Source organism: Pseudomonas sp. MH9.3 (genome assembly GCF_034354675.1).
GTDB lineage: Bacteria > Pseudomonadota > Gammaproteobacteria > Pseudomonadales > Pseudomonadaceae > Aquipseudomonas.
On record NZ_CP133785.1, the window covers coordinates 3,530,836 to 3,543,460 of the forward strand.

Genomic DNA, 12,625 nt, shown 5'->3' on the forward strand with positions numbered 1-12,625 from the left:
TGCAGCGGGTGGCATTACATCCACCCGTACTCCGCCATCGACAATGGATCACCGTCACCCACGATGATGTGATCCAGCACCCGCACATCCACCATTTCCAGGGCATCTTGCAAGGTCCTGGTCAATTTTCGATCAGCCGCGCTGGGCTCGACACTGCCCGAAGGATGGTTGTGACACAGGATCAACGCCGCCGCGTTGTAGGCCAGTGCACGCTTGACCACCTGCCGGGGATAAACCTGCGCCTTGTCGATGGTGCCTTGGGACAAGGCCTCGAAACCCAGCACGCGGTGCCTTGAATCGAGAAACAGGCAGCCAAAAATCTCGTGAGGCTCATGACGCAGCAGCGCCTTGAGGTAATTACGCACGGCTTCGGGGCTTTCCAGCACCGAATAATGGCGCAAACCCTCGGCCATATGGCGCCGGGCGATTTCCAGCACCGCCTGCAATTGGGCGTATTTTGCCGGGCCCAGGCCCAATTGCTGATTAAACAGGGTCTGACTGGCCTCCAGCAACGGGCGCAGGCCGCCAAAGCGCGTCAACAAATGGCGCGCCAGGTCCACCGCGCTCAGGCCACAAACCCCGGTACGCAGGAAGATTGCCAGCAATTCGGCGTCGGACAGGCTCGCCGCGCCCCATTCCAGAAGCCTCTCTCGCGGCCGTTCAGCGGCTGGCCAATCGCGAATACTCATGTCACGTCCCTCTCCATATGCACCCTGCGCGCCGCTGTTGCCAGACGGGCGCTGTGTTATCGTAGGCCCTCTTTTTTGCCTGCGATTTCACCTGGGGAGCAGGCATCGCAGGCGTCACTGAACTGGCTTCACTGAACTGGAAAGGCAAACCAATGCAGCGTCTGTATCGGAAACGCATCGTTCTCGGCGTCGGCGGCGGCATTGCCGCCTACAAGAGCGCAGAGCTGGTTCGCAGGCTCCTGGACCAGGGCGCCGAAGTGCGCGTGGTCATGACCCGCGGCGGCAGCGAATTCATCACGCCGCTGACCATGCAGGCCCTGTCCGGCCACCCGGTTCACTTGGACCTGCTGGACCCGGCCGCCGAAGCCGCCATGGGTCATATCGAACTGGCCAAATGGGCCGACCTGGTGCTGATCGCCCCGGCCACCGCTGACCTGATCGCCCGCCTGGCCCAGGGCATTGCCGATGACCTGCTGACCACCCTGGTACTGGCCACCGACGCCACCGTCGCCATCGCCCCGGCGATGAACCAGGCCATGTGGCGCGACCCGGCCACCCAGGCCAACACCCAACTCCTGCAAAGCCGTGGCCTGAAGGTGTTCGGCCCGGCGTCCGGCAGCCAGGCCTGCGGCGACGTCGGCATGGGCCGCATGCTCGAAGCCAACGACCTGGCGCTGTGCGCCGCCGAGTGCTTCCAGCACCTGGCCCTGACCGGCAAACACGTGCTGATCACCGCCGGCCCGACCCAGGAAAACATCGACCCGGTGCGCTACATCACCAACCATAGCTCAGGGAAAATGGGCTTTGCGCTGGCAGAAGCGGCGGTCGAGGCAGGCGCACGCGTCACCCTGATCACCGGTCCGGTGCATTTGCCGACCCCCGATCGCGTCACGCGAATCGACGTAGTCAGCGCCCGGGACATGCTGGCGGCCTGTGAAGCCGCGATTCCGTGCGACCTGTTTATCGCCTCGGCAGCGGTTGCGGATTACCGCCCGGAAGTCATCGCCCCGCAAAAGCTCAAGAAAGACCCTACGAGCGGTGACGGCCTGCTCCTGCAAATGGTGCGCAACCCGGACATCCTGGCCACCATCGCCACCCGCCCGGACCGCCCTTTCAGCGTCGGCTTCGCCGCCGAGACCGAGCACCTGCTCGACTACGCCGCTCGCAAACTGAAAGACAAAAACCTCGACCTGATCGTTGCCAATGATGTCGCCAACCCCAGCATCGGCTTCAACAGCGAGGAAAACGCCTGCAGCGTGATTGACCGCGAGCTGCATGCCACCCTTTTCGCCCAGACCAGCAAGGGCAAAATTGCCCGCCAACTGATCTCCTTTATCGCCCAACGGCTGAACCAGGTTTAATCTCCATGCACGCTTTGCAAGCCAAGATCCTCGATCCCCGCATCGGCACCGACTTCCCGCTGCCCGCCTACGCCACTCCCGGTTCAGCCGGCCTGGACCTGCGCGCCATGCTCAAGCAGGACACTGTTCTCGAGCCTGGCCAGACCATCCTGATTCCTACCGGCCTGTCGATCTACGTAGGCGACCCAGGCCTGGCCGCGCTGATCCTGCCGCGCTCGGGTCTTGGCCACAAACACGGCATCGTGCTGGGCAACCTGGTGGGCCTGATCGACTCCGACTACCAGGGCGAACTGATGGTGTCGTGCTGGAACCGCGGCCAGACCGCGTTCAACATCGCCATAGGCGAGCGCATCGCCCAACTGGTGCTGGTACCGGTGGTGCAGGCGCAATTCGAACTGGTCGAGGAATTTGACGAAACACAACGCGGCGCAGGTGGTTTTGGGCATTCCGGCAGCCACTGACTAAGCTGAACCTGGCCGGATGCGTTTATCCGGCCAGACGCCACCGCATGGCTTTTCAGGAAGAAGAATGCGCGGTTTTAATCAGCGAGATTTTCACAGCAAAATCAAAGCATTACGCTTTAACAAGGCAGGCACCGACGCGCCGATGGCCTTTTTGCACTACGAACTCCCCGCCGAAAACGCCGTCATACCCTTCAGTTTGAGCCTGCCGGTCAGTCAGTTAAAGGCCAGCCTTGCCCCTTTCCAATGGAGATTCCCCCCGCGATGAGTACCGCACCCCGCGTCGCCCCGAGCTTTCCCGACAGCATCTTCCGCGCCTACGACATTCGTGGCGTTGTGCCCAAGACCCTGACCGCCGAAACCGCCTATTGGATCGGCCGCGCCATCGGCGCCCAGAGCCTGGCCCAGGGCGAGCCGAACGTGTCGGTAGGCCGCGATGGACGCTTGTCCGGCCCGGAGCTGGTGGAGCAGCTGATCCAGGGCCTGGCCGACAGCGGCTGTCATGTGAGTGACGTCGGCCTGGTGCCCACGCCAGCGCTGTACTACGCGGCCAACGTACTGGCCGGCAAATCCGGCGTGATGCTGACCGGCAGCCACAACCCGTCCGACTACAACGGCTTCAAGATTGTCATTGCCGGCGACACCCTGGCCAACGAACAGATCCAGGCCCTGCACACGCGCCTGAAGACCAATGACCTGACCAGCGGCCAGGGCAGCATCACCCGGGTCGACATCCTGCAGCGCTACTCCGATGAAATCACCCGTGACGTCAAACTCGCACGCCGCCTCAAGGTGGTGGTGGACTGCGGCAACGGCGCGGCCGGCGTAATCGCCCCGCAACTGCTCGAAGCGCTGAACTGCGAAGTGATCCCGCTGTTCTGCGACGTCGATGGCCACTTCCCCAACCATCACCCGGACCCGGGCAAGCCTGAAAACCTGGTGGACCTGATCGCCAAGGTCAAGGAAGTCGGCGCCGATGTAGGCCTGGCCTTTGACGGTGACGGCGACCGTGTCGGTGTGGTGACTGAAACCGGCGAGATCGTGTTTCCGGACCGCCTGCTGATGCTGTTCGCCCGCGACGTAGTGGCGCGCAACCCTGGCGCCGAGATCATCTTCGACGTCAAATGCACCCGCCGCCTGACGCCGTTGATCAAGGAGTACGGCGGTCGTCCGCTAATGTGGAAGACCGGTCATTCGTTGATCAAAAAGAAAATGAAGGAAACCGGCGCTCTGCTCGCCGGCGAAATGAGTGGTCATGTGTTCTTCAAGGAGCGCTGGTTCGGGTTCGACGACGGCATCTACAGCGCTGCGCGTCTGCTGGAGATCCTCAGCAAGGAAAAATCCACCTGCGAAGAGCTGTTTCAGACCTTCCCGAATGATATTTCCACGCCAGAGATCAATATCCATGTGACCGAGGAGAGCAAATTCAGCATCATTGACACATTGCACGATGCACAATGGGGCGAAGGTGCCAACCTGACCACCATTGATGGTGTGCGAGTCGATTACGCCAAAGGCTGGGGCCTGGTTCGCGCGTCCAACACCACGCCGGTGCTGGTCCTGCGTTTCGAGGCGGATACCGAGGCTGAGTTGCAGCGCATCAAGGACGTGTTCCACGCCCAGTTGAAACGTGTTGCCCCTGATCTCCAATTACCGTTCTGATTTTTTGCCCGGAGCCCTGAATGACCCTCGAACGCGAAGCCGCTGCCAATACCGCCAAGGTCCTGTCCGAAGCGTTGCCCTACATTCGACGCTACGTCGGCAAGACGCTGGTGATCAAATACGGCGGCAATGCCATGGAAAGCGAGGAGCTGAAAACCGGCTTTGCCCGCGACATCGTGATGATGAAGGCCGTGGGCATCAACCCGGTGGTGGTACACGGCGGCGGCCCGCAGATCGGCGACCTGCTCAAGCGCTTGTCGATCGAGAGTCATTTCATCGATGGCATGCGCGTCACTGACGCGCAGACCATGGACGTGGTGGAGATGGTCCTTGGCGGCCAGGTCAACAAGGACATCGTCAACCTGATCAACCGCCACGGCGGCAGCGCCATCGGCCTGACCGGTAAAGACGCGGAGCTGATCCGGGCAAAAAAAATGACCGTGACCCGGCAGACGCCGGAGATGACTCAACCGGAAATCATCGACATCGGCCAGGTGGGCGAAGTGATCGGCATCAACACCGATTTGCTGAACCTGCTGGTCAAGGGCGATTTTATCCCGGTGATCGCGCCCATCGGCGTGGGCGCAAACGGTGAGTCCTACAACATCAACGCCGACCTGGTGGCGGGCAAGGTGGCTGAAGCGTTGAAGGCTGAAAAGCTGATGCTGCTGACCAACATCGCCGGCTTGATGGATAAGGAAGGCAAGGTGCTGACCGGTCTGACCACGCAACAGGTAGACGATCTGATCGCCGACGGCACCATCTACGGCGGCATGCTGCCGAAGATTCGTTGTGCGCTGGAAGCCGTGCAGGGCGGCGTTGGCAGCTCGCTGATCCTGGATGGCCGCGTGCCGAATGCGATCCTGCTGGAAATCTTCACCGATACCGGTGTGGGCACCCTGATCAGTAATCGCAAGCGTCCCTGAACAACGCCGTAATCAAAATGTGGGAGGGGCTTGCTCCCGATGGCGATGGGTCAGTCACCGAAGATGTTGACTGATACACCGCCATCGGGAGCAAGCCCCCTCCCACATTGTCTTTCTGATACAGAGCTATCGGTGTCAGACGCCGAATTGCTCGCGGTATGCACGCACCGCCGGCAAATGCTGCTTGAGCTGCGGATCATCTTCCAGGAACTGCAACACCTGGTTCAGCGACACGATGCTCACCACCGGAATACCGAAATCGCGCTCCACTTCCTGGATGGCCGACAACTCGCCGTTGCCGCGCTCCTGGCGGTTCAGCGCGATGAGCACGCCGGCGGCTTTGGCGCCGTCCTGGGAAGCGATGATCTGCATCACTTCGCGGATTGCGGTGCCGGCGGTGATCACGTCGTCGATGATCAGCACGTCGCCGGTCAGCGGTGCGCCCACCAGGCTGCCACCTTCACCGTGGGCTTTGGCTTCCTTGCGGTTGAAACACCAAGGCAGATCCTGTCCGTGGTGTTCGGCGAGGGCCACAGCGGTCGCGGCGGCCAGGGGGATGCCCTTGTAGGCCGGGCCGAACAGCACGTCAAAGGAAATCCCGCTTTCAACGATGGCCGCCGCATAGAAACGACCCAACTGAGCCAGGGCCGAACCCGAGTTGAACAAGCCTGCATTGAAGAAGTAGGGGCTGGTGCGCCCGGACTTCAGGGTGAACTCACCGAAGCGCAAAACGCCGCGATCGATGGCAAAACGAATGAAATCGCGTTGATACGCCTGCATGAAAAAAGCCTCAGATACCACGGATTTAGCTAATTAGGTAGACGGCGTGTATCATACACGCACGCGATTTTTGGGGCCATTTATGCGGATCATCAGTGTGAACGTCAATGGTATTCAGGCTGCAGTCGAGCGTGGTTTGCTCAGTTGGCTGCAAGCACAGAATGCCGACGTCATCTGCCTGCAGGACACCCGCGCCTCCGCCTTTGAACTGGACGACCCAGCCTTCCAACTGGATGGCTACTTCCTTTATGCCTGCGATGCCGAAGTGCCCACCCAAGGTGGCGTGGCTTTGTACTCGCGGTTGCAACCCAAGGCGGTCATCAGCGGCCTGGGCTTTGAGACAGCCGACCGCTACGGGCGCTACCTGCAAGCCGATTTCGACAAGGTCAGCATCGCGACCTTGCTGCTCCCTTCGGGGCAGAACGGCGATGAAGACTTGAACCAGAAGTTCAAGCTAATGGACGATTTCGCCCGTTATCTGGATAAACAGCGACGCAAACGTCGCGAGTACATTTACTGTGGCTCGCTGTACGTGGCGCAACAGAAGCTGGATATCAAGAACTGGCGCGACAGCCAGCAATCCCCGGGTTTCCTGGCGCCGGAACGGGCCTGGATGGACGAGATTGTCGGCAACATGGGCTATGTGGATGCCCTGCGCGAAGTCAGCCGTGAAGGCGACCAGTACAGCTGGTGGCCGGATAACGAACAGGCCGAGATGCTCAACCTGGGCTGGCGTTTCGACTACCAGTTGCTGACCCCGGGGCTGCGTCGGTTCGTTCGCAGCGCACGCCTGCCCCGTCAGCCGCGCTTCTCGCAGCATGCGCCGCTGATCGTGGACTACGACTGGACCCTGACCATCTGAGGTCTTTTCCAGGCACAAAAAAACCGACATCGCTGTCGGTTTTTTTGTGGGCGCTCATTATTTGACCAGTCGCCAGGTCAAGGGATAGCGATAAGCGATGCCCTTGTTGGCCTTGATCGAACCGATGATTGTCAGCACCACGCTGGCGATGGCCAGGGCGGTCATCAGGAAAAACCCGATGACTGCAAACGCCAGCACGATGCAGACGATCCAGGCGATGGCCACGGTGATCTGGAAATTCAAGGCTTCCTTGCCCTGATCATCAATGAACGGGTCCACTTCCTTCTTCATCTGCCACAGGATCAGCGGCCCCACGACGCTGCCGAAGGGGAAAACGAACCCCAGAAACGCCGCGAGATGGCACAACATTGCTGCTTGGCGCACTTCGTACGAAGGCGTGGGCACCGGTAGTTGCTGGTCATTCATGGCGCTTCTCCTTGAGGCGGATTTCAGTCAGCCAGGGCGGCGTTCTGCAGTGCGAAAATCTCGGTCATGCCTTTCTGGGCCAGGGCCAGCATGGCATTCAGTTCGGCCGGCTGGAATGGCGCGCCTTCAGCGGTGCCCTGTACTTCGATAAAGCCACCGGTACTGGTCATCACCACGTTGAGGTCGGTCTCGGCGGCCGAGTCTTCCAGGTAGTCCAGGTCCAGCACAGGCTCGCCCTGGTACATGCCCACCGACACGGCGGCGATCATCTGCTTGAGCGGGTCACCGCCCTTGAGGCCACCGCGCTTCTTGATGACTTTGAGCGCATCCACCAGGGCCACCATGGCGCCGGTGATGGACGCGGTGCGCGTACCGCCGTCGGCCTGGATCACGTCGCAGTCGACGTACAGGGTCACATCGCCCAGCTTGGACATGTCCAGGGCCGCGCGCAGGGAGCGGCCGATCAGGCGCTGGATTTCCAGGGTACGGCCGCCCTGCTTGCCACGGCTGGCTTCACGCTGGTTACGCTCGCCGGTAGCGCGCGGCAGCATGCCGTACTCGGCGGTCAACCAGCCCTGGCCCTGGCCCTTGAGGAAACGCGGCACGCCGTTCTCGACGCTGACGGTGCAGATCACCTTGGTATCGCCAAACTCGACCAGTACGGATCCCTCGGCGTGTTTGGTGTAGTTGCGGGTGATGCGGATCGAGCGGAGCTGATCGGCAGCGCGACCACTTGGACGTTTCATAGGGAATTCCTGTACTGAGGACGAAAAACTGCCGAGCATTATAGAGCCGCGAACCGATTCGGGGCACTTCTTAAAATCCGGTTACGAATGCTCGGGTTTGGGCGCATCCGCCCCACTGCGCTACAATCCTGCGCCTTCTTAACCATCAGCCCGTGTGTGCGGGCTGCAACGCGAGGTACCTCCATGGTGCACAGCATGACCGCCTTCGCCCGCGTCGAACAAGCCGGCGCCCAGGGCACCCTGAGCTGGGAGCTGCGCTCGGTCAACAGCCGCTACCTGGAGCCGCACCTGCGTCTGCCGGAATCGTTCCGCGACCTCGAAGGCGCCGTGCGTGAAGCCCTGCGCCAGGGCATCTCCCGGGGCAAGCTGGAATGCACCCTGCGTTTTACCGAAGAAACCACCGGCAAGCCGCTGCAAGTGGACCGCGAGCGCGCCGCGCAACTGGTCGCCGCCGCCGAAACCATCGCCGGCCTGATCAAGCAGCCGGCGGCATTGAACCCGCTTGAAGTATTGGCCTGGCCCGGCGTGCTGGTGGCCGACGCCAGTGACCCGCAGGCCCTCAACGCCCAAGCCCTCGCGCTGTTCACCCAGGGCTTGAAGGAGCTCAAGGCCGGCCGCGAACGCGAAGGCGCCGAGCTGGCGCGGTTGATCAGCGAGCGCCTGACCTCCATCGAAGCCGACGTGATCATCCTGCGCGAGTTGGTGCCGCAGATGCTCGCCACCCAGCGCCAGAAGGTGCTCGACCGCTTCACCGACATGAAGGCCGACCTCGACCCCGTGCGCCTGGAGCAGGAAATGGTGCTGCTGGCGCAGAAAAGCGACGTCGCCGAAGAACTCGACCGTCTCAGCACCCACATCCTCGAAGTGCGCCGCGTGCTCAAGTCCGGCGGCGCCGCCGGTCGGCGCCTGGACTTCCTGATGCAGGAACTCAACCGCGAAGCCAATACACTCGGCTCCAAGGCGTTTGACCCGCGCAGCACCACCGCCGCGGTCAACCTCAAAGTGTTGATCGAGCAGATGCGCGAACAAGTACAGAATATTGAGTAAGGCAACCTTCATGACCCACAGCACCGGCACCCTTTACATCATTTCCGCCCCTTCGGGCGCGGGCAAGAGCAGCCTGGTCAAAGCCTTGACCGACGCTGACCAGCAGATCCGCATTTCGGTCTCGCACACCACCCGCGCCATGCGCCCGGGCGAAGTGAACGGCGTGCACTATCACTTCGTCGAGCGTACCGAGTTCGTCAGGATGATCGAACACGGCGACTTTCTGGAGCGCGCCGAAGTGTTCGGCAACCTCTACGGCACCTCGCAAAGTCACCTGCAGCAGACCCTGGACGAAGGCCATGACCTGATCCTGGAAATCGACTGGCAGGGCGCCGAGCAAGTACGCCAATTGATGCCCAAGGCACGTTCGATCTTCATTCTGCCGCCCTCGCTCGAAGCCTTGCACCAGCGCCTGACCAACCGTGGCCAGGACAGCGACGCGATCATCGAAGGCCGCATGCGCGAAGCCGTCAGCGAAATGAGCCACTACGTCGACTACGACTACCTGATCATCAATGACGATTTTGCCCACGCGCTGGACGACTTGAAGGCGATTTTCCGTGCCAATCAGCTCCAGCAAAAGCGCCAGCAGCAACGTTTCGGCAAGTTACTGGCCGAACTGCTCGGCTGATTGACGCTTCCCAAAACCGCCGCAAGGGCCTTACATTGGCACTTGCAGCGGTTTTGCGAAGGTGTCGCGAAAATCAGCGCTTCCCTAAACGCTGGTGTTTTTTTAAACTGCTCAGTCCGCTCGCCCAGCCGGGCAGCGCGCATCTTGCATTCGCTCCGAGGAATACCATGGCCCGCGTAACCGTTGAAGACTGCCTAGAACACGTGGATAACCGTTTTGAGCTGGTCATGCTCTCTACCAAGCGTGCCCGTCAACTGGCCACTGGCGGCAAAGAGCCTCTGGTCCAGTGGGAAAACGACAAGCCCACCGTTGTAGCCCTGCGCGAAATCGCCGAAGGCCTGATGAGCTACGAGTTCATCGCCAACGCCGAAATCGTTGAAGACGAACCGCTGTTCGCAGCGTTCGAGGACGAGTCCAACGAGGCCGTCTAAGCCTATGCCTGGTCGACGTAGCACGGCGCGGGGTCACAGCCTTCGGCAGGAGTTCACACTTTGCCGAGCATAGACGCCCTCGCCGATCGCTTATCGGCCTACCTCGGTCCAGACCAGGTCAACCTGGTCCGCCGGGCGTATTTCTACGCCGAACAAGCCCACGACGGCCAACGCCGCCGCAGTGGCGAGGCGTATGTCACCCATCCTCTTGCGGTGGCAAATATTCTTGCCGACATGCACATGGACCATCAGAGCCTGATGGCCGCGATGCTGCATGACGTGATCGAAGACACCGGCATTGCCAAGGAAGCGCTCAATGCGCAATTTGGCGAAACCGTGGCCGAACTGGTCGACGGGGTCAGCAAACTGACCCAGATGAACTTCGAGACCAAGGCCGAAGCCCAGGCGGAGAACTTTCAGAAAATGGCCATGGCCATGGCCCGCGACATTCGGGTCATCCTGGTGAAGCTGGCCGACCGGCTGCACAACATGCGCACGCTGGAAGTGCTGTCCGGCGAAAAACGCCGGCGCATCGCCAAGGAAACCCTGGAAATCTACGCGCCCATCGCCAACCGGCTGGGCATGCACGCCATTCGTATCGAATTCGAAGACCTCGGCTTCAAGGCCATGCACCCGATGCGTTCGGCACGCATCTACCAGGCGGTCAAGCGCGCCCGGGGCAACCGCAAGGAAATCGTCAACAAGATCGAAGAGTCCCTCAGCCATTGCCTGGCAATCGACGAAATCGAGGGCGAGGTCAGCGGGCGGCAAAAGCACATCTACGGCATCTACAAGAAGATGCGCGGCAAGCGTCGGGCCTTCAACGAGATCATGGACGTGTACGCGTTCCGCATCATCGTTGACAAGGTCGACACCTGCTACCGCGTGCTCGGCGCTGTACATAATTTGTACAAACCCCTGCCGGGCCGCTTCAAGGACTACATCGCAATTCCCAAGGCCAACGGCTACCAATCGCTGCATACCACGTTGTTCGGTATGCATGGCGTGCCGATCGAGATCCAGATCCGCACCCGCGAAATGGAAGAAATGGCCAATAACGGCATCGCCGCCCACTGGCTGTACAAATCCAGCGGCGACGAGCAGCCCAAAGGCACCCATGCCCGCGCCCGCCAGTGGGTCAAGGGCGTGCTCGAAATGCAGCAACGGGCCGGCAACTCCCTGGAATTCATCGAAAGCGTGAAGATCGACCTGTTCCCGGACGAGGTCTACGTGTTCACGCCCAAAGGCCGCATCATGGAGCTGCCCAAAGGCTCCACGGCGGTCGATTTTGCCTACGCGGTGCACACCGACGTCGGCAACAGTTGCATTGCCTGTCGGATCAATCGCCGTCTCGCGCCGCTGTCCGAGCCGCTGCAAAGTGGCTCCACGGTGGAGATCGTCAGCGCACCGGGCGCCCGCCCGAACCCCGCCTGGCTCAATTTCGTGGTCACCGGCAAGGCACGCACGCACATCCGCCATGCGCTGAAACTGCAGCGCCGTTCCGAATCGATCAGCCTGGGCGAACGCTTGCTGAACAAGGTGCTCAACGGTTTCGACAGTGCTCTGGACAAGATCGCGCAGGAGCGTGTGAAAGCGATGCTCCACGAGTATCGCCAGGAAACCATCGAAGACCTGCTGGAAGACATCGGCCTGGGCAATCGCATGGCCTATGTGGTGGCGCGTCGCCTGCTCGGCGAAGGCGAACAACTGCCGAGTCCGGAAGGCCCGCTGGCGATTCGCGGCACCGAGGGCCTGGTGCTCAGCTATGCCAAGTGCTGCACACCGATCCCGGGCGACCCGATTGTCGGGCATCTGTCGGCAGGCAAGGGCATGGTGGTGCACCTGGACAACTGCCGCAACATCACCGAAATCCGCCACAATCCGGAAAAATGCATCCAGCTCTCGTGGGCCAAGGATGTCACCGGCGAATTCAATGTCGAGCTGCGCGTGGAGCTGGAACACCAGCGTGGCCTGATCGCCCTGCTGGCCAGCAGCGTCAACGCGGCCGACGGCAATATCGAAAAAATCAGCATGGACGAGCGCGATGGCCGTATCAGCGTGGTCCAGCTGGTGGTCAGCGTGCACGACCGCGCGCACCTGGCCCGCGTGATCAAAAAGCTGCGCGCTTTGATCGGGGTTATCCGCATCACCCGTATGCGTGCCTAACCCACCTCTAACAAGGAGTCACACATGACCAAGACCGTAATCACCAGCGACAAAGCCCCGGCCGCCATCGGTACCTACTCCCAGGCGATCAAGGCGGGCAATACCGTCTACATGTCGGGTCAGATCCCGCTGGACCCAAAGACCATGGAACTGGTTGAAGGCTTCGAAGCACAGACCGTACAGGTGTTCGAAAACCTCAAGTCCGTGGCCGAAGCTGCAGGCGGTTCGTTCAAGGACATCGTCAAACTGAACATCTTCCTTACCGACCTGAGCCACTTCGCCAAGGTCAACGAGATCATGGGCAAATATTTCGAACAGCCCTACCCGGCACGCGCGGCCATCGGCGTTGCTGCTCTGCCAAAGGGCGCACAGGTCGAAATGGACGCGATCCTGGTCATCGAATAAAACACCCGGCGCAGCCTTCTCAAGAGGCCGCG

The 12,625-nt window shown here is 61.1% G+C and carries 14 protein-coding genes and 1 pseudogene; 11 read left to right on the forward strand and 4 right to left on the reverse strand.

The features are described from left to right. Positions 1–14: 14 nt before the first annotated feature. Positions 15–689: a RadC family protein gene (gene radC, locus RHM60_RS15715; protein WP_322212180.1), complete on the reverse strand. Its 675-nt coding sequence runs from the start codon at positions 687–689 to the stop codon at positions 15–17. Between the two features lie 152 nt (positions 690–841). On the opposite strand from radC, the gene coaBC reads away from it, so the two are divergent. The 5 genes and pseudogenes from coaBC (at position 842) to argB (ending at position 5,099) form a co-directional block, all read left to right on the forward strand. Then, positions 842–2,050 carry a bifunctional phosphopantothenoylcysteine decarboxylase/phosphopantothenate--cysteine ligase CoaBC gene (gene coaBC / locus RHM60_RS15720; protein WP_057006359.1) on the forward strand — a complete coding sequence of 403 codons (1,209 nt, stop codon included), beginning with the start codon at positions 842–844 and terminating at the stop codon, positions 2,048–2,050. Between the two features lie 5 nt (positions 2,051–2,055). Beyond that, complete coding sequence (gene dut, locus RHM60_RS15725) at positions 2,056–2,511, forward strand: dUTP diphosphatase (protein WP_322212181.1); 456 nt, start codon at positions 2,056–2,058, stop codon at positions 2,509–2,511. A 67-nt stretch (positions 2,512–2,578) separates the two neighbouring features. Next, positions 2,579–2,779 (forward strand): hypothetical protein, encoded by a 201-nt coding sequence (locus RHM60_RS15730; RefSeq protein WP_209986449.1) that lies wholly within the window; start codon positions 2,579–2,581, stop codon positions 2,777–2,779. After that, positions 2,758–4,173: pseudogene (locus RHM60_RS15735) on the forward strand (phosphomannomutase/phosphoglucomutase); the annotation flags it as partial. The gene RHM60_RS15730 and the pseudogene RHM60_RS15735, both read left to right, overlap by 22 nt. 20 nt (positions 4,174–4,193) lie before the next feature. Continuing rightward, the gene (argB, locus tag RHM60_RS15740) at positions 4,194–5,099 is read left to right on the forward strand and encodes an acetylglutamate kinase (RefSeq protein ID WP_209986455.1); all 906 of its coding nucleotides are present in this window, start codon (positions 4,194–4,196) and stop codon (positions 5,097–5,099) included. A gap of 135 nt (positions 5,100–5,234) precedes the next feature. On the opposite strand, the gene pyrE is transcribed toward argB, so the two are convergent. Further along, positions 5,235–5,879, reverse strand: a complete 645-nt coding sequence (gene pyrE / locus RHM60_RS15745; protein WP_003195489.1) for an orotate phosphoribosyltransferase — start codon at positions 5,877–5,879, stop codon at positions 5,235–5,237. 82 nt (positions 5,880–5,961) lie between these two features. Between pyrE and RHM60_RS15750 the strand changes: the two genes are divergently transcribed. After that, entirely contained in the window at positions 5,962–6,741 is a 780-nt protein-coding gene (locus RHM60_RS15750) for an exodeoxyribonuclease III (RefSeq protein ID WP_003195493.1), read from the forward strand. Positions 6,742–6,798: 57 nt separating this feature from the next. On the opposite strand, the gene RHM60_RS15755 is transcribed toward RHM60_RS15750, so the two are convergent. Both RHM60_RS15755 and rph read right to left on the reverse strand, forming a co-directional pair. Continuing rightward, complete coding sequence (locus tag RHM60_RS15755) at positions 6,799–7,167, reverse strand: DUF4870 domain-containing protein (RefSeq protein ID WP_209986459.1); 369 nt, start codon at positions 7,165–7,167, stop codon at positions 6,799–6,801. Positions 7,168–7,190: 23 nt separating this feature from the next. Continuing rightward, positions 7,191–7,913, reverse strand: coding sequence for a ribonuclease PH (gene rph / locus RHM60_RS15760; protein ID WP_003176917.1), 723 nt, complete (start codon positions 7,911–7,913; stop codon positions 7,191–7,193). Positions 7,914–8,096: 183 nt separating this feature from the next. Here rph and RHM60_RS15765 point away from each other — a divergent pair, with 183 nt between their 5' ends. From RHM60_RS15765 to RHM60_RS15785, 5 genes are all read left to right on the forward strand, one after another. Continuing rightward, on the forward strand, positions 8,097–8,960 hold the full coding sequence (locus RHM60_RS15765; RefSeq protein ID WP_209986461.1) for a YicC/YloC family endoribonuclease: 864 nt from the start codon (positions 8,097–8,099) through the stop codon (positions 8,958–8,960). A 10-nt stretch (positions 8,961–8,970) separates the two neighbouring features. Next, positions 8,971–9,591 (forward strand): guanylate kinase, encoded by a 621-nt coding sequence (gene gmk, locus RHM60_RS15770; RefSeq protein WP_209986464.1) that lies wholly within the window; start codon positions 8,971–8,973, stop codon positions 9,589–9,591. Between the two features lie 167 nt (positions 9,592–9,758). Further along, the gene (rpoZ, locus tag RHM60_RS15775) at positions 9,759–10,022 is read left to right on the forward strand and encodes a DNA-directed RNA polymerase subunit omega (protein ID WP_003176920.1); all 264 of its coding nucleotides are present in this window, start codon (positions 9,759–9,761) and stop codon (positions 10,020–10,022) included. Between the two features lie 60 nt (positions 10,023–10,082). Next, a complete protein-coding gene (gene spoT / locus RHM60_RS15780; protein ID WP_322212182.1) occupies positions 10,083–12,188 on the forward strand; it encodes a bifunctional GTP diphosphokinase/guanosine-3',5'-bis pyrophosphate 3'-pyrophosphohydrolase in 2,106 nt (701 codons plus the stop codon). Positions 12,189–12,212: 24 nt separating this feature from the next. Continuing rightward, complete coding sequence (locus RHM60_RS15785) at positions 12,213–12,593, forward strand: RidA family protein (RefSeq protein WP_003176922.1); 381 nt, start codon at positions 12,213–12,215, stop codon at positions 12,591–12,593. The last annotated feature ends 32 nt before the right edge of the window (positions 12,594–12,625 follow it).

What these genes read in the sequence shown, in the direction of transcription:
- radC (WP_322212180.1), bottom strand. Translation starts at nt 689, where the DNA reads ATGAGTATTCGCGATTGGCCAGCCGCTGAACGGCCGCGAGAGAGGCTT.
- coaBC (WP_057006359.1), top strand. Translation starts at nt 842, where the DNA reads ATGCAGCGTCTGTATCGGAAACGCATCGTTCTCGGCGTCGGCGGCGGC.
- dut (WP_322212181.1), top strand. Translation starts at nt 2,056, where the DNA reads ATGCACGCTTTGCAAGCCAAGATCCTCGATCCCCGCATCGGCACCGAC.
- RHM60_RS15730 (WP_209986449.1), top strand. Translation starts at nt 2,579, where the DNA reads ATGCGCGGTTTTAATCAGCGAGATTTTCACAGCAAAATCAAAGCATTA.
- argB (WP_209986455.1), top strand. Translation starts at nt 4,194, where the DNA reads ATGACCCTCGAACGCGAAGCCGCTGCCAATACCGCCAAGGTCCTGTCC.
- pyrE (WP_003195489.1), bottom strand. Translation starts at nt 5,879, where the DNA reads ATGCAGGCGTATCAACGCGATTTCATTCGTTTTGCCATCGATCGCGGC.
- RHM60_RS15750 (WP_003195493.1), top strand. Translation starts at nt 5,962, where the DNA reads ATGCGGATCATCAGTGTGAACGTCAATGGTATTCAGGCTGCAGTCGAG.
- RHM60_RS15755 (WP_209986459.1), bottom strand. Translation starts at nt 7,167, where the DNA reads ATGAATGACCAGCAACTACCGGTGCCCACGCCTTCGTACGAAGTGCGC.
- rph (WP_003176917.1), bottom strand. Translation starts at nt 7,913, where the DNA reads ATGAAACGTCCAAGTGGTCGCGCTGCCGATCAGCTCCGCTCGATCCGC.
- RHM60_RS15765 (WP_209986461.1), top strand. Translation starts at nt 8,097, where the DNA reads ATGGTGCACAGCATGACCGCCTTCGCCCGCGTCGAACAAGCCGGCGCC.
- gmk (WP_209986464.1), top strand. Translation starts at nt 8,971, where the DNA reads ATGACCCACAGCACCGGCACCCTTTACATCATTTCCGCCCCTTCGGGC.
- rpoZ (WP_003176920.1), top strand. Translation starts at nt 9,759, where the DNA reads ATGGCCCGCGTAACCGTTGAAGACTGCCTAGAACACGTGGATAACCGT.
- RHM60_RS15785 (WP_003176922.1), top strand. Translation starts at nt 12,213, where the DNA reads ATGACCAAGACCGTAATCACCAGCGACAAAGCCCCGGCCGCCATCGGT.